The sequence below is a fragment of the Bradyrhizobium sp. CCBAU 51745 genome, from assembly GCF_028128715.1.
GTDB lineage: Bacteria > Pseudomonadota > Alphaproteobacteria > Rhizobiales > Xanthobacteraceae > Bradyrhizobium > Bradyrhizobium manausense.
Genome location: NZ_LBJP01000007.1, coordinates 644,462 through 660,314, shown reverse-complemented (window position 1 = coordinate 660,314; position 15,853 = coordinate 644,462). Strand labels below are relative to the sequence as shown.

Sequence of the window (15,853 nt, the reverse complement as noted above, 5' to 3'; positions counted from 1 at the left end):
GGCGTACCTCGGGAGGCCTGCCTGTGTATTACCAAAAGGGCAGCGATTTCAAAGGGGGAAATGGATTGGAGGCGGGCCTCCCCTACACTGTCATGCCCCGGCTTGACCGGGGCATCCAGTACGCCGCGGCCTCTCGATTCGACAACGACCGTCTCTGGAATACTGGGTCGCCCGGTCAAGCCGGGCGACGACACCGAGATTGTTGCGCTGCGTCAGTTACCGCCGATACCGGCTCGCCCGTGAATAGCCCTGGCGGTTCTGCTGCATTGGGCGGGCGGAGACGCTGGCGCGGGATTCGCTGGAGACGGGGCTGGCGAGCTTCAGCTCCTCCAGGAAGATGGGCCGCGCGAAATAATAGCCCTGCGCGTAGCGGATCTTGGTCGCGGCCTGCAAATAGGCGAGCTCCTCATAGGATTCGATCCCTTCGGCAATGACCGTCATGCCGAGCGCTTCGCTCAAGGATTCGATCGCGCGCAGAATGCCCTGGCTGCGCGGCCGCTTATGGATGTCGGTGATGAAGGAGCGGTCGATCTTGATCTCGTCGGCGGTGATGTCGGCGAGGGCCGACAGCGAGGAATAACCGGTGCCGAAATCGTCGATGGAGATGCCGACGCCGAGCTTGCGGAATATCGGCAGGATCTCGGCCTGGAAGTGGTTCTTGGCGACAAAGGCGTCTTCAGTCACCTCGATCATGAACCGCTGCGGGAAGCCGGTGTCATCCAGTGCCTGCGCAAAGCTGCGCATGAAGTCTGGATTGCCGGCCTGCTTGGCGGCGACGTTGATGCTGATGGTCGCTTCCGCACCGAAGGTCTCGTTGATCAGGTCGATCGACTTGACGATCTCGGCGAGCACGAGATGAGTGAGCTCATCGATCAGGCCGAGCTCGCCCGCCAGGTTGATGAACGAGCCCGGTGCCTGGATGACCCCCTCGTCGTCGCGCAGGCGCACCAGGGCCTCGATGCCCTTCACGGCCTGGGTGCGGATGTCGACCTTGGACTGGAAGGCGCAGCAGAAGCGCTTCTCGAGGATGGCCATCCGCAGCGACTGCTCGATCTTCATCCGCGCCAGCGCCTCGCGCTCCATGCCGGTATCGAAAAAGGCGCAGGATCCCTTGCCGTTGTTCTTGATGCGGTACATCGCGATGTCGGCGTTCTGGCGCAGCGTTTCGAAGCTGCTTCCATGGTCGGGATACAGGCTGACACCGACCGAGGTCGAGGCGAACACTTCCGAATTGTCGATGAAGAACGGAGCCGTCAGCCGCTCCAATGTCGTTGACATGAATTCGGCAACTTCCTCCTGGCTCCGGATGGGCGAGAGCAGCAGCAGGAATTCGTCGCCGGAGATGCGCGCCAGCATGTCGGACTCGCGCAGGTCTCGCGCCAGCCGCTTCGAAAGCTCGACCAGCAGCGCGTCGCCGACGGCGTGGCCGTAATAGTCGTTGATATGCTTGAAATTGTCGACATCGAGAAAGGCCAGCGCGAAACGCTCGTCGCTGCGATCGCGCCCGAGCAGGCTGATGGCGCGGTGTTCGATCACGCGCCGCGAGGGCAGTCCGGTCAGCTCGTCGAAATAGGCCGAGCGAAACAGCTGGTCTTCGAAATTCTTCTGCTCGGTGATATCAGCGGACGCCGAGATCAAGAGCTCGCGACCGGCGAGGCGGACCGGTCTATGGGTGGTGAGCAACACCTGGCGTGCGGCGCCGTCTTGAAGCGCTTCTTCGGAGACAACAGGATGTCCGGCCCTGAGCGCGCGCTCGCAGGCCTCGCGGCGCTGCGCGAGATCCGGCGAGGGACGGCTGCCGTCCATGCCGAGCTGGGCGGCGGCGACATCGTTAATCAGCAGAAGCTTGCCCTGCGCGTCCTGCACGGTGAGGCCGGCAGGCAGCATTCTAACGATTTCCTTGAGAAATCCGAGCTCGGCTTCGCTCGCGCCGTCATATGCATTGTCGTTCATAGAATTCATGAATCTTGTTGTTTCAGCGCGTCTTTGCAATGGGCGCGATCATGCGCAGTTCCCTCTTAGGTTTGGTTAAGGGGTCCGCTGAAATACGGGGGTGTTCCGGGGAGAAGCGTGGTGCCGCGAGGCGCGCTGTCGATCGTCATTAACAGAACGTCAACGGCACCTGCGAAAGCGCGGAGCGAAGCGCGTGGTCGGTTTTCGCATTCCCCGCGGCGCATCCTTCGAGACGCCCGCCTTGGCGGGCCCCCAGGATGAGGACTGAGTGTGTGGCAGCTGTTTGAGCGCGCGCCGATGCTCATTCAGCCTCATCCTGAGGAGACCGCGGAGCGGTCGTCTCGAAGGACGAGGCGTGCGCGCAGGTTATTCGCTCTTGGGAATACGGCACTGCATGATGCAATGCAGGCCGGTCTTCAAATACGAGATCTCGCTCTTGCCGTCGAAGGCGGACAGCGCCGACTTCAACAGCTTGGTACCGAAGCCGGGCGTGGAGATTTCGCCAACGGTCGGGCCCTCGGTTTCGTCCCAGGTGATGGTCAGACGGTCGTCATTGACGGTCCATGACACCTGCAACAATCCGCGTGGTGAGGAGAACGCGCCGTATTTGCCGGCATTGGTGGCGAGCTCGTGAAACATCAATGACAGTGTCACCGCGAGCTTCGGCGGCAGGAACAACCGCTCTCCATTGAGGGTGAAGCGGACATGGCCGTACGGGCCGAGCTCGGAGATCAGGAGATCGCGGATGTCGCAACCGCCCTTGTCGATCCGCGAGATCAGATCGTCGGTCGCGGCCAGCGAGCGCAGCCGCGGGTCGATACGGGCCCAGACCTCCGGCTGGTCGTGCAGCACCTGGTGCATCACTGCGTGCACCGTCGACAGCTTGTTCTTCAGCCGGTGCTGCAGCTCGTCGACCAAGAGCTTGCGATACTCTTCCTCTTCGATCAGTCGCCTGGAGATCCGGCGCTGCTCGGCAAGCATCGTCCGATAATGCTCGACGCCCCAGATGGTCAGCGCGCAGACGCCCCAATAGAGCGTCAGCAGCACGAAACGCGCACGATCGGCAAACGCATCGCCGAAATTCAGGACGAAGCCGAGCACGCCGCCGACCAGCGCGGTCACGATGCCGACCCGGAATCCTCCGAAGGCGGCCGCAAAGAACACGGCGGGGAAGTATGGCGTGAAGTAGACGTCGGGGCGCACTTGCGCGAGCCCCCAGCGTGCCAGGGTCGAAAGCAGCAGGCAGGCCAGCGCGAACGCAAGGCTCAGGCCGAGCGGAGGTGTCGCAACGCCCTGCCAGCCCTTGCGGAATTCCTCGATCAGCTTCCCCATGCGCAGCCCGGTTGCGATCTTCGTCCGAAAATCGAGAGGCAGGCCACGATGTTACGCATCCCGGATGCGCAAGCAAAGCTTGCCTTGTCGCCAGGCAGAAGGAACAGTGACGGTTGCGGCGCCCGATGTCGCAGTGGCGTCATCGTTAGGTGTCCGCCATAGGCATCAAAATCATTCGAAAACAAGCACATTCGAGGGCAAGGTTGCGGCGATCGCGGGGAGCGACGAGCGGGCTGGATTCCGTGGAAGTCTTCGTTGCCGAAGGTGCCAAAATTGTGATCGCGGGCGGCCGCATACCGGAGGGCGAGGTGAGATGCCGTAGGGTGGGTTAGACAGCGGCTGCGCAAAGCGCAGTCGCTGGCGTAACCCACCATTTCTATTTCCGCAGGGATGAAAGAGGTGGGTTACGCCATGCGAACCGCGCTTCGCGCAGTGCCGTAGGGTGGGCAAAGGCGCGCCCTTCGCGCGCCGTGCCCACCAATTGCTCCCAAGTGAAAGATGGTGGGCACGGCGCGGCGCGCCTTTGCCCACCCTACGAGAGCGGCGGCTAAACCGCCTTCATCCGCACCCTCAACCCATCCCGCGGCTTCGGGATCGGCCACATCTGCCACTCCGGCTTGTAGCCAGGCTCGAGCGAGACCTCGATGTTCTGCAGGAAGTGCCGCGCAAAGCATTTCGCCTGCATGTAGGCGAAGTGCAGGCCGAGGCACATATGGGCACCGCCGCCGAATGGAATCCAGGCGAAGCGATGCCGATTGCGCTGGGCTTCCTCGGTGAAGCGCAAGGGATCGAAGCGATCCGGCTCCGGCCAGATATCCTTCATGTGGTGCGTGTAGAGCGGATTGACGCCGACAGCGGTGCCGCCGGGAATCGCAAAACCCTTGAAGCTGAAATCGCGCATCGCACGCCGCGGCATCGAGGGCACCGGCGGCTTGATCCGCAGCGCTTCCTTGAAGGCCATTTCCGACAGCGGCATCTTCTCGAGAGCGTCGAAGCTGCTGGGCGCATCCGGCGCGAGGCCGAGCGCGAGAACTTCGTTGCGCAGCCTGCTCTGCCAGTCCGGATTGGCGGCGAGCTCGCCGATGAAGGACGTCAGCGACGAGGTCAGCGTGTCGTGCGCGGCCATCATCAGGAAGCTCATATGGTCGATGATGTCCTGGTCGGACAACAGCGCGCCATCCTCATGGGTGGCGCGGCAGAGATGCGAGAACAGGTCATCGCCGCCGTGATTGCCACGGCGCAGCGGAATCTGCTCGCGGAAATAGGCGATGATGCGCTTGCGCCCCCTCACGCCGGCCGCCATCTGCGTGCCGGGCAGCGGACGGCGGATCGGGGCGACCGCAGCCGCCACCATATCGACGAAGGCGCGGTTGATCTCGTCGACCTCGGGTCCGATGTCGGCGCCGAGAAAGGACGTCGCGGCGAGATCGAGCGTGAGCTGCTTCATCGCCGGATAAAGCCGCATCTCGCCGGGCCTGGACTTCCATTGCGCGACGCGCGCGGAGATGCCGCGATCGAGATCGCTCAGATAGGACTTCATCGGTCCGGACTTGAACGCGACCGACAGCGCCTTGCGATGCAGCCTGTGCTCGTCGAAATCGAGCAGCATCAGGCCGCGCGGAAACAAGAGCCCAAGCACGTTGTTCCAGCCATGGGTCGACGAGAACAGCTTTTGCTGGTCGAACAGCACGAGCTCGTTGGCCTCCGGGCCGAGCAGCACGATGTTGGTCTCGCCGAAAATATGGGTGCGGTAGACCGGACCGTATTTGGCGCCGTTTTGCTCGATATGCCCCTTGGGATCGGCGAGCACCTGAAACGTCTTGCCGATGATCGGCCAGCCTTCGTCGCCGGGAATGTGCGTCAGCGCATTTCGTTTGGGCGCGGTGTACGCAGGCGCCGACGTGGCCACATTCTGCATCGACATGACGATTGCTCCGGATGGCTGACCCAGAGGATAATAGCACAATACTGGCACGATACGCGCCGGTTGTTTGGCGCGCGGATTACCGCAAGCGAGATCGTCGTCCCGGCGAAAGCCGGGACCCATAACCCCAGGGGGTGGTTGTAGGACGAACTGGTAACTCCGAGTCTTCGCAAAGCTATTGCTGCGGCGTATGGATCCCGGCCGTCGCCGGGACGACAATGGAGACTGGCCTTCAGCGCCCTACCGCTTCGCCGCTTCCTTCTGCAAATCCGGCGCGTTGACGGCGGGAATCGCGACGCGGCCGGGGCCGGTCACCTTCAGCGCCTCGGCGGCCTTCTCGTTCTCCATGATCTTGGCCATCACGGCCTGGCCGGCACGCTCGAAGATCGCGCGGTTCTCGATCACGAATTTCTGCGACTTGCGCAGGCCATCGATATAGCCGTTGATTTCAGGCACGACATAGCGCGCCACCATGTCCCAGCTGCGGCGCGTGGCTTCCGGATTGGCCCAGTCGTGCACGAAGCCGATGATGGCGCCGACGCCCCCGGACACTTCCATCACGTTCTTGATGGTTTTGACGAGATCGTCGGGGGTGCCGATGGTGGAGGCGGCGCCGTCGACGAAGGCGGTCTTGTCCACGGCTTCATCAGGCGAGGAGAACGCGGTCAGGCCCGGCCGTTGCAGCGTGCCGACATTATATTCGTTGTGCCAGCGCATCAGCCCGGCGCCAGCTTCTCTCCGCGCCTGCTCGCGGCTCTCGGCGATGTGGAAGGTCAGCAGAACGCGCCAGTCGGCGCGGTCGACCTTCGTGCCGTGCTTCCTGGCGGCATCCTCGGCGAATTGCCATTGCTGTTGCAGCGACATCAATCCCTGCGTCGTCATCGAGCCCAGCGAGATGATGCCGATGCCGTATTTGCCGGCCAGCGTCATGCCTGACGGCGAGATCTGCGAGGCCACCACGAACGGCATCTCCTCCTGCAACGGCAGGAGCTGCAGCGCGGCGTCGTTCATGGTGAACCAGTCGCTCCTGGCGGTGACACGCTCGCCGTTGAAGAGGCGGCGGATCACCGCGATCGCCTCGTCCTGGCGGTCGCGCTGCGTCATCGGGTCGATGCCGAGCGTATGTGCGTCCGAGGCCAGTGCGCCGGGGCCGGAGCCGAAGATGGCGCGGCCACCGGTCATGTGGTCGAGCTGCACCATGCGCTGGGCGACGTTGAAGGGATGGTGATAGGGCAGCGAGATCACGCCGGTGCCGAGCTTGATCCGCTTGGTGCGCTCGCCGGCCGCGGCCAGGAACATCTCGGGCGAGGCGATCATTTCCCAGCCGGACGAATGGTGCTCGCCGCACCAGAACTCGTCATAGCCGAGCGCATCGAGCTGCTCGACCAGGTCGAGATCGCGCCGGAACTGGAGCATCGGATGCTCCCCGATCGGGTGATGCGGGGCAAGGAAAGCCCCAAACTTCAGGCGCGCCATGGCGTTCTCTCCGGTTGAGTTTTTTTGTTCGTTGGTTGTGTCAGGCTACGTGCCCGATGCCACGAACGCAATCGCGCGATGTCCCGCGCGGCGGAATGAAAGGCATGCGTGTTTCTTCTTCCTCGCCCCGCTTGCGGGGAGAGGGCCGGGTGAGGGGGGAGTCTCCGCGGGGACGCAGGTCGTTGGGCTGTCGAGGGGCTCCCACAGCGTCATTGCGAGCGCAGCGAAGCAATCCAGAATCCCTCCGCGAAAGACGCTGGATTGCTTCGCTGCGCTCGCAATGACGCGTTGAGAGGGCATTCGCGCCAGTGGACAGACGGCTCGCGGAAGCTCCCTCAGCCGAAATTCAAACTGCGTTTGAATTCCGACTTCTCCCCGCAAGCGGGGCGAGGCGAAGAAAGATCACCGCATCATCCTGTTCCACGCATCGAGGCCGGCGATCTTGTACGCTTCCGCCAGCGTCGGATAGTTGAACGTGTTCTGGATGAAATAGTCGATCGTGCCCTTGAGGTTCAGCACGGCCTGGCCGATATGGATCAGCTCGGTGGCGCCTTCGCCGAGGATGTGCACGCCGAGCAGGCGGCGGGTCTTGGTGGAGAAGATCATCTTCATCATGCCGCTGTTCAGCCCCATGATGTGCCCGCGCGAGGTCTCGCGGAAGCGGGCAATGCCGACCTCGTAGGGAATGCCGCGCGTGCGCACCTCTTCTTCCGTCAGGCCCGCGGTTGAGATCTCCGGTACCGAATAGATGCCGTAGGGAAAGAATTCCGGCGGCGCCAAGGGCTCCATGCCGAGCGCGTGGCAGGCGGCGACGCGGCCCTGCTCCATCGAGGTCGAGGCGAGGCTCGGAAAGCCGATCACGTCGCCGGCCGCATAGATATGTGGCACGCTGGTCTGCAAGGTGACAGGGTCGACCTTGATGCGGCCGCGATGGTCGACGGCGATGCCGGCCGCCTCCAGGTTGAGCCGGTCGGTGGCGCCGACGCGGCCCGCCGCGAACAGCAGCATCTCGGTGCCGACGTGCCGGCCATCAGACAGATGCGTGACGATGCTGCCCTGCGCATTCTTCTCGATCGACGTCACCTTGGAGCCGAGCCGCAGCGCGACGTTGCGGTCGCGCAGCTCGTGCATGAATTCGTCGATCAATTCCTTGTCGATGAAATCGAGGAAGGTCGGCCGCGGCTCGATCAGCGTCACCGGAACGTCGAGGGCGCTGAAGATGGTGGCGTATTCGACGCCGATCACGCCGGCGCCGATCACGGCGAGGCTGCGCGGCAGCTTCGTCAGCTCGATGATCTCGTCGCTGTCGAGCACGGAATGGCCGTCGAACGGCACGTCGGCGGGCCGGAACGGGCGGGTGCCGCAGGCGATCAGGATGAAGGCGGCAGACACGATCTTGGTCTCGCCGATGGCGCTGGTGATCTCGACCTCGTGCGGCGAGACCAGGCGTGCTTCGCCATTGGCGGTGCGGACCAGGTTGCGGCTGAACTGATGCTCGAGCACCTCAACCTCGTGGTCGAGTGTCTTCTGCAAGCGGATCATCAGATCGCTCGCGGCGATGTCCTGCTTCACCCGGTAGGAGCGGCCATAGAAGCCGCGCTCGCGCCAGCCGGAGAGATTCAGCACCGTCTCGCGCAGCGTCTTCGAGGGGATCGTGCCGGTGTGAACGGAGACGCCGCCGACGCGCCGGCCCTTCTCCACCACCAGCACGGCCTTGCCGAGCTTGGCGCATTGCACCGCGGCCCGGCGCCCCGACGGGCCCGAGCCGATCACCACCATGTCGTAGTCGTACATCGGATTCGCTTCCAAACCGACTTGCCTTCAAAGCCTTGCAATCTCAGCGGGAACCGACATGCAGCAATCGGGCCAAGGCGACACGGAGGCGGCAAGAGGCGGCCAGTCCTACCTCCGAGGTAATCGCGCCGATGACGGCGATCTGCGAGCTTTGCGCGCAAGTAAATCGCGGAAGGCTCGCGCGAAAATGCATCAAACCGTCACAAAGCCCGTCGATTCGACCCGCCGCTGGTGGGTGCTGGCGATCGTCGTCGCCGCGCAATTCATGTTCGGCGTCGACGCCTTCATCGTCAACGTCGCGATCCCGACCATCGCGGCCGACCTGCACGCGAGCCCGGCGCAGATCGAATCCGTCATCGCGATCTACCTGATCGCCTATGCGACGCTGGTCGTCACCGGCGGCCGGCTCGGCGATATCCACGGCACCAAGACGATCTTCCTCGCCGGCGTCCTCGGCTTCACCGCGACGTCGCTGTGGTGCGGTTTGGCGCATTCAGGCCTGGAGCTGATCATCGCGCGGCTGGCGCAGGGCGCCACCGCAGCGTTGATGGCGCCGCAGGTGCTGGCGACCTTGCATCTGCTCTTCACCGACGAGTCGCGCAGCCGCGCCTTCGGCATCTATGGCATCGTGCTCGGGCTTGCGGGCGCTGCCGGCTTCTTGCTCGGCGGCCTGCTGCTCACGCTCGACCTGGCCCATACCGGCTGGCGTTCGGTGTTCTTCGTCAACGTTCCTTTCGGCCTCGTGATCGCGGCGGCTGCGTGGCAGATCATGCCGACAACGCCGCGCCGAGCGGGCACCAGGCTCGACATCAAGGGCAGCATCGTGCTGTTCGCAGGGCTGCTGTGCCTGATCGGCCCGCTGCTGTTCGGCCACGATGCCGGCTGGGCGCCCTGGCTGTGGGCGGCAATGGGAAGCGGCGGCGCGATCCTGTTCGCATTCGTCAAGCTCGAGCACGCCGTCGCGCGCGCCGGCGGCATGCCGTTGATCGATCTGACACTGCTGGCGGATGCCGCCTTCCTGCGCGGGCTTGGTGCTGCGTTGTTTTTCTTCGCGGCCAATCTCTCGTTCTATCTTGTCATGACGCTGTTCATGCAGCGCGGCCTGAAGATCGCGCCGCTCGCCGCCGGCCTTGCCTTTCTTCCGCTCGCGCTGGCTTTCGTCGTCGGCTCGCGCCACAGCGGCGCGCGGGCAAGGCATCGCGGCACCAGGGTTTTGCTCGAAGGCTGCGCGTTGCAGATTGCGGGCCTCGCCGCGCTCGCGCTTGTCGTGGGCGTGCGCGATGCGCCAACACCGGTCGCGCTCGCACTCATCATGCTCATCTTCGGCTACGGCCAGGGCCTGGTGATGGCGCCGCTGTCAGGCGCGGTGCTCTCGACCGTCAAGCCTGTCGCGGCAGGCTCGGCGTCCGGCATGTACGGCACGACAGCGCAGATCGGAAATGCGGCCGGAGTGGCCGCGATCGGCGCGGTATTTTTCGCCATCGAATCGTTGCAATCAGCGCGCGCAGGATTTCTCGTCTCGCTCGCGCTGTTTGTGACATTAATCATGATGTCAGCCGCATTCCTGACGTGGATGCGCCGCGTATCTGCACGAAGTTGAGGCATTGCGGTTAATACGTGCGGAAATCTGCGGGAATCCGCGCGATTCCTTAAGAGGTCGACAGCACGCGGCCTTTTCATTTCGCACTGCAGCAACTATCTGGTCGGGTAAACGTTGAAAGCCGCCCACCAGGAATTTGCCGTGTCGCTAGCCAGAAATGTCGATCTGTTGAGACGTCTGCCAAGATTAGATCGAGGCATGGATGGTCTGCGCCTGCCCGACTTCGGCGCAAGCGCTGATTCGTCCAGTCCGTTGCAGGAGATCACCGGCTTCGGCGACAATCCCGGCGCCTTGCGCATGTTCGCGTTCGTGCCCGCGCAACTGCAGAAGCCGCGCGCGCTCGTCGTCGTGCTGCACGGCTGCGGCCAGACGGCCGCGGCTTACGACCTCGGTGCGGGCTGGTCGACGCTCGCGCGTCACTACGGCTTTGCGCTTGTCATGCCCGAGCAGCAGCGCAGCAACAACGGCAACACCTGCTTCAACTGGTTCAATCCTGATGACACCGCGCGCGACTCTGGCGAAGCGAAGTCGATCCGCGAGATGATCGCGCATATGGTTCAGGCGCATCGCATCGATCCCAGGCGCATCTACATCACCGGCCTTTCCGCCGGCGGCGGCATGACCTCGGTGATGCTCGCGACCTATCCGGAAGTGTTCGCGGCCGGCGCGATCATCGCAGGACTGCCTTACGGCATCGCCTCGAACTTGCGCGAAGCGCTGGACGGCATGTTTCATTCGCCTGCGCGGCCTGAGCGCGAGCTCGGCGACTTCGTGCGGCGGGCCACCGACCATCGCGGGCCCTGGCCGAAAGTGTCGGTGTGGCACGGCAGCGCCGACCGCACCGTCAATCCCGGCAATGCCAACGAGATCGTCAAGCAGTGGCTCGATCTGCACGACCTGCCGCTGACGCCAATGGCCGAGACCAATGTCGACGGCTATCCGCGCCAGGCCTGGTGGAACAGGGACGGCGAGACGCTGGTGGAGTCCTACACCATCACCGGCATGGCCCACGGTACGCCGCTCGGCCTTGCCGACAACGACCAGCGCTACGGCCTCGAAGGCGCCTTCCTGATCGAGGCCGGCATCTCCTCGTCCTACCACATCGCAAAGTTCTTCGGCCTCACCGGCTGGATCCAGGAGGCAAAGAAGAAGGCCGAGGCGAAGCCCGTCGCTCCAGCAAAGGCAGTTCCCGTCCGCCCGCCGGCGCCGCATCTTGCCCGCACGATCCGTGTGAAGGTCGCCGAGGAGAAGGCCGCGCCGAAGCGCGAGCAGGCCAGCCGCTTCGATCTCGGCCAGATCATCACCCGCGCGCTGACGGCGGCGGGATTGATGAAGTAGCGCGTCGCGACCTCACATCTCGCCGGTAATGAACGGATTGGTCATCCGCTCCTGGCCGATGCTCGAGCCGGCGCCGTGGCCGCAGATGAAGCCGACATCGTCGCCGAGCGGCAGCAATTTTGTCTTGATCGAATTGATCAGCGTGGCGTGACTGCCGCCGGGAAGGTCGGTGCGGCCGACCGAGCCGGCGAACAAGACGTCGCCGACATGGGCGAAGCGCAAATCCCCGTTGAAGAACACCACGCTGCCGGGCGAATGGCCGGGGCAGTGCAGGATGTCGAAGCTCAAGGCGCCGATCGAGACGCTGTCGCCCTCGTCGAGCCAGCGGTCCGGCGCGAAATTGCGCACACCGGTCATGCCGAAGCGCGCGCCGCTCTCGACCACGTTGTCGAGCAGGAATTTGTCCGCGACGTGCGGACCCTCGATCGGCACTTTCAGCGCATCGCGCAAGTCGGCGGCGCCGCCGACATGGTCGATATGGCCGTGGGTCAGCCAGATCTTCTCCACGGTCACGCCGGTCTGCTTGATCGCGTCCAGGATCTTCGGCACGTCCCCGCCGGGATCGATCACCACGGCCTTCTTGGAAGGCTCGTCCCAGATGATGGTGCAGTTCTGCTCGAACAGCGTCACGGGGACGATGATCGCGCCGGCCTTCGGCGCTTCAGATCTGGCTGTGGTATCATTTTGCTCGGTCATGGCCGCCACAATGCCGATTTTTGCCATGCCGCCAAGCAAAAGATTCGTGCGAGGGACCGGGGAACAGGTCACACGGCCGTCCCAATTGGCCCGCCAATCTGAACCGGGGCGTTGCTTCCGCGTTCTCCCGCGCAAGGGGCAGTCTTTGGATGGTATTCTCACATGGTACAGGGCGGCGAGATTTGGTGGCGCGACGGCATCTTCTATCAGATCTATCCGCGCTCGTTTCAGGACTCTAACGGTGATGGCGTCGGCGATCTCGCCGGCATCCTGCGGCGCCTGCCCTATGTCAAATCGCTCGGCGTCGATGCGATCTGGCTGTCGCCGATCTTCCCCTCGCCGATGGCAGATTTCGGCTACGACATTTCCGATTATACCGGCATCGATCCCTTGTTCGGCACCATGGCGGATTTCGATGCGCTGCTCGCCGCCGCGCACGAGGCCGGATTGAAGCTGATCCTCGATCTCGTCCCGAACCACACCTCCGACCAGCATCCCTGGTTCATCGAGAGCCGCTCTTCGCGCGACAATCCCAAGCGCGACTGGTACATCTGGCGCGATCCGGCACCGGATGGCGGCGTCCCGAACAACTGGCTGTCCGAATTCGGCGGCAGCGCGTGGCGTCTCGACGAGGCCACCGGCCAATATTACTACCACGCCTTCCTCGCCCAGCAGCCGGACCTCAACTGGCGCAACCCTGACGTCCGCGCGGCAATCTACGACGTGATGCGGTTCTGGCTCGAGAAAGGCGTCGACGGCTTTCGCGTCGACGTGATCTGGCACCTGATCAAGGATGCCGAGTTTCGCGACAACCCGCCAAACCCGCACTATGTCGAGGGCCGGCCGCCGAACGAAAAAATCCTGACGCAATATTCTACCGACCAGCCGGAAGTGCATGACGTGATCGCGCAGATGCGGCGCGTCACCGATGCCTATTCGGCGCGCGTCTTGATCGGCGAAATCTATCTGCCGCTGCACCGCCTGATGGCCTATTACGGCAACGACCTCACCGGCGCGCAGATGCCGTTCAATTTCGCGCTGCTCTCGACCTTCTGGAGCGCGCGCTCGATCGAGAAGATCATCGAGGATTACGAGAAGGCGCTGCCCACAGGCGCCTGGCCGAACTGGGTGCTCGGCAATCACGATCGCCCGCGTGTCGCCAGCCGCGTCGGGCCGGAGCAGGCCCGCATCGCCGCCATGCTGCTGCTGACCCTGCGCGGCACGCCGACGCTGTATTACGGCGACGAGATCGGCATGCACCAGCTCGCGATCGCGCCGGAGGACGTGCGCGATCCCTTCGAGAAGAACGTGCCCGGCATCGGCGTCGGGCGCGACGGCTGCCGTACGCCGATGCAGTGGGATTCATCAAACTTCTCCGGCTTCTCGGACGTGAGGCCATGGCTGCCGCTGCCGGAGGATCACGTCCATGAGAACGTCGTCAATCTCGACGCAGATTCGCGCTCGATCCTGAGCCTGTACAAGCGCCTGATCGCATTGCGGAAGAATTCACCGGCCCTCGTCGCCGGCGACTACCACCCGATCGCCGCGCAAGGCGATCTCCTGGTCTATCGCCGCGAGGCCCAGGGCAGGGCCCTCATCATCGTGCTCAATCTCGGGCCTGAACCGATTGCGGTAACGACGAGCGCGATCAAGTTCGGCAGCGAGATATTGATCTCGACATTCCTGGATCGCGAGGGTGAGCGGCTCGAAGGTGTGCTGGATTTGCGCGGAAATGAGGGGGTCATCGTCGCGCCGCCGTCCTGAGTGCCTGGAGAAAACGCCAGCGTCATTCCCCACTGTCGTCCCGGCGAAGGCCGGGACCCATACGCCGCAGCAATAGTTTTGCGAAGACTCGGAGTTGCCGACCTCGCGTCGCAACTGTTTCCTGTGGTTATGGGTCCCGGCCTTCGCCGGGACGACAGCGGAGGCTGACGCGACGGTGGCGTCCCCACATCACGCCGGATGCTTCTTCCCCTTCGCGTTCCTCTCATCCACCTCACTCCGCTTCAGCAGATAATCCAGCCCGCCGACCCGGTACCAGCGATAGCCATAGGGCTCCAGCACGACGCGGTGCTGGCCGCGCTTGTCGGCGTGGCTGTGGTCCTCCGCGAGAAGGTTGATCAGGTGCGCGCCGGCATCGTCAGGCAGCCCGGCCGAAAACGCGATCTCGCGCGGCTTCTCGTCGAGATTGTGCACGAACAGCGCGGAATTGTTGCGCCAGTCGTAGCGGATGATGAACACGGCGGGATCGCGTGTCGGGATGATCGCGAAGTCGCCCCAGCCGATCTCGGGCACCTCCTTGCGCATGCGGACGATGCGTTCGGTCCAGTTCAGCATCGAATTCGGATCGCGCCGCTGCTTGGCGACGTTGACATGCGGATAGCCGTACGGACCCGTGTCGATCACAGGGGTCGCCGGCCTGTCGCTCTTGGTGAAGCCGCCCTGCGGCTCGGTCGACCATTGCATCGGTGTGCGCGCGCATTGGCGTTCGGGCAGTGAGAGATCGTCGCCCATCGCGATCTCGTCGCCGTAACGGATCACGGGCGTTCCTGGCAGCGTGCACATCAGGCTGTAGGCGAGTTCGAGCCGCCTGCGGTCGCCGCCGAGCATCGGTGCAAGCCGCCGTCTGATCCCACGGTCGTAGAGCTGCATGTCCTTGTCGGGGCCGAAGGCCTTGAACACCGCCTCGCGCTGCGCCTTGGTCAGCCGTCCGAGGTCCAGCTCGTCATGATTGCGCAGGAACAGGCCCCATTGCGCCGAGGCCGGTCGCGGCTTTGTGGCCTTCAGCGCCTTCGCCAGCGGACGCGAGTCGCCCGACGCCAGCGCGTAGAACAGGTGCTGGTTGACATGGAAGTTGAACATCATGTGCATGCGGTCGGCGGCCTTGCCGAAATAATCCATGTCGGTATCAGGCAGCACGTTGGCCTCGGCGAGGATGATGGCGTCGCCCTCGCGCCATTGCAGGAATTCGCGGAAGGTGCGCAGCATGTCGTATTGCTCGACCGGCTTGCTCACCTTCGCGCCCTTGGTCGCGATCACGAAGGGCACGGCGTCCATGCGAAAGCCGGAGACGCCGAGCTGGATCCAGAAGCCCATGATCTTGAGGATCTCCGCCTGCACGTGCGGATTCGACGTGTTGAGGTCCGGCTGGAAATCGTAGAAGCGATGGAAATAATACGCGCCGGCCTCCTTGTCGCGCGTCCAGGTCGATTTCTGCACGCCGGGAAACACCATGCCCTTGTTGGCGCCTGCCGGCTTCTTGTCCGACCAGACATACCAGTCGCGATAGGGTGAATTCCTGTCGCGCCGCGCCTCCTTGAACCAGTGATGCTGGTCCGAGGTGTGGTTGACGACGAGGTCGATGATGATGCGGATGCCGCGCTGCTTGCAGCCATGGGCGAACTCGACGAAATCGCCGAGCGTGCCGTAGCGGGGATCGACGCTGTAATAATCGGCGATGTCGTAGCCGTCGTCGCGGCCCGGCGAAGTCTGGAACGGCATCAGCCAGATCGTGGTGATGCCGAGGCCGTGCAGATAATCGAGCCGGCGTAACAGTCCCTTGAAATCGCCGATGCCGTCGCCGTCAGCATCCATATAGGTGCCGACGGAGAGGCAATAGATGATGGCGTTCTTGTACCAGAGATCGTCGATCATGCGCGCGCAGCCTCGGTGGTCCCGCCGAGGGGTGCGGCGGCTGCGTGATAAGCGATTTGAGCAAGCGTGGTTCCCGCACCCCAGGT

General features: G+C 63.8%; 10 protein-coding genes. 3 read left to right on the top strand and 7 right to left on the bottom strand.

The window, feature by feature from the left end; translation table 11 throughout:
• Positions 1-216 precede the first annotated feature (216 nt).
• The 5 genes from XH98_RS10270 to sthA all read right to left on the bottom strand — a co-directional run bounded on the left by XH98_RS10270 (position 217) and on the right by sthA (position 8,479).
• Complete coding sequence (locus XH98_RS10270) at positions 217-1,953, bottom strand: putative bifunctional diguanylate cyclase/phosphodiesterase (protein WP_271618519.1); 1,737 nt, start codon at positions 1,951-1,953, stop codon at positions 217-219.
• Between the two features lie 366 nt (positions 1,954-2,319).
• Positions 2,320-3,285: a sensor histidine kinase gene (locus XH98_RS10265; RefSeq protein ID WP_057753908.1), complete on the bottom strand. Its 966-nt coding sequence runs from the start codon at positions 3,283-3,285 to the stop codon at positions 2,320-2,322.
• Positions 3,286-3,832: 547 nt separating this feature from the next.
• Complete coding sequence (locus tag XH98_RS10255) at positions 3,833-5,209, bottom strand: cytochrome P450 (protein WP_271618518.1); 1,377 nt, start codon at positions 5,207-5,209, stop codon at positions 3,833-3,835.
• Between the two features lie 240 nt (positions 5,210-5,449).
• Positions 5,450-6,685 carry an LLM class flavin-dependent oxidoreductase gene (locus XH98_RS10250; RefSeq protein WP_057750066.1) on the bottom strand — a complete coding sequence of 412 codons (1,236 nt, stop codon included), beginning with the start codon at positions 6,683-6,685 and terminating at the stop codon, positions 5,450-5,452.
• A 402-nt stretch (positions 6,686-7,087) separates the two neighbouring features.
• Positions 7,088-8,479, bottom strand: coding sequence for a Si-specific NAD(P)(+) transhydrogenase (gene sthA, locus XH98_RS10245; protein ID WP_271598325.1), 1,392 nt, complete (start codon positions 8,477-8,479; stop codon positions 7,088-7,090).
• A 187-nt stretch (positions 8,480-8,666) separates the two neighbouring features.
• Between sthA and XH98_RS10240 the strand changes: the two genes are divergently transcribed.
• Both XH98_RS10240 and XH98_RS10235 read left to right on the top strand, forming a co-directional pair.
• A complete protein-coding gene (locus tag XH98_RS10240; RefSeq protein WP_271618517.1) occupies positions 8,667-10,079 on the top strand; it encodes an MFS transporter in 1,413 nt (470 codons plus the stop codon).
• 141 nt (positions 10,080-10,220) lie between these two features.
• Entirely contained in the window at positions 10,221-11,417 is a 1,197-nt protein-coding gene (locus XH98_RS10235) for an extracellular catalytic domain type 1 short-chain-length polyhydroxyalkanoate depolymerase (protein ID WP_271618516.1), read from the top strand.
• A 12-nt stretch (positions 11,418-11,429) separates the two neighbouring features.
• Here XH98_RS10235 and XH98_RS10230 read toward each other — a convergent pair whose 3' ends face one another.
• A complete protein-coding gene (locus XH98_RS10230) occupies positions 11,430-12,113 on the bottom strand; it encodes an MBL fold metallo-hydrolase (protein WP_271598322.1) in 684 nt (227 codons plus the stop codon).
• A 162-nt stretch (positions 12,114-12,275) separates the two neighbouring features.
• Here XH98_RS10230 and XH98_RS10225 point away from each other — a divergent pair, with 162 nt between their 5' ends.
• A complete protein-coding gene (locus XH98_RS10225) occupies positions 12,276-13,877 on the top strand; it encodes an alpha-amylase family glycosyl hydrolase (RefSeq protein ID WP_271618515.1) in 1,602 nt (533 codons plus the stop codon).
• Positions 13,878-14,066: 189 nt separating this feature from the next.
• On the opposite strand, the gene XH98_RS10220 is transcribed toward XH98_RS10225, so the two are convergent.
• The gene (locus XH98_RS10220) at positions 14,067-15,767 is read right to left on the bottom strand and encodes an alpha-amylase family protein (protein WP_271598320.1); all 1,701 of its coding nucleotides are present in this window, start codon (positions 15,765-15,767) and stop codon (positions 14,067-14,069) included.
• Between the last annotated feature and the right edge of the window lie 86 nt (positions 15,768-15,853).

Excerpts from the sequence above, each read along its gene's own strand:
- XH98_RS10270 (WP_271618519.1), bottom strand. The coding sequence starts at position 1,953 with ATGAACGACAATGCATATGACGGCGCGAGCGAAGCCGAGCTCGGATTT.
- XH98_RS10265 (WP_057753908.1), bottom strand. The coding sequence starts at position 3,285 with ATGGGGAAGCTGATCGAGGAATTCCGCAAGGGCTGGCAGGGCGTTGCG.
- XH98_RS10255 (WP_271618518.1), bottom strand. The coding sequence starts at position 5,209 with ATGTCGATGCAGAATGTGGCCACGTCGGCGCCTGCGTACACCGCGCCC.
- XH98_RS10250 (WP_057750066.1), bottom strand. The coding sequence starts at position 6,685 with ATGGCGCGCCTGAAGTTTGGGGCTTTCCTTGCCCCGCATCACCCGATC.
- sthA (WP_271598325.1), bottom strand. The coding sequence starts at position 8,479 with ATGTACGACTACGACATGGTGGTGATCGGCTCGGGCCCGTCGGGGCGC.
- XH98_RS10240 (WP_271618517.1), top strand. The coding sequence starts at position 8,667 with ATGCATCAAACCGTCACAAAGCCCGTCGATTCGACCCGCCGCTGGTGG.
- XH98_RS10230 (WP_271598322.1), bottom strand. The coding sequence starts at position 12,113 with ATGACCGAGCAAAATGATACCACAGCCAGATCTGAAGCGCCGAAGGCC.
- XH98_RS10225 (WP_271618515.1), top strand. The coding sequence starts at position 12,276 with ATGGTACAGGGCGGCGAGATTTGGTGGCGCGACGGCATCTTCTATCAG.
- XH98_RS10220 (WP_271598320.1), bottom strand. The coding sequence starts at position 15,767 with ATGATCGACGATCTCTGGTACAAGAACGCCATCATCTATTGCCTCTCC.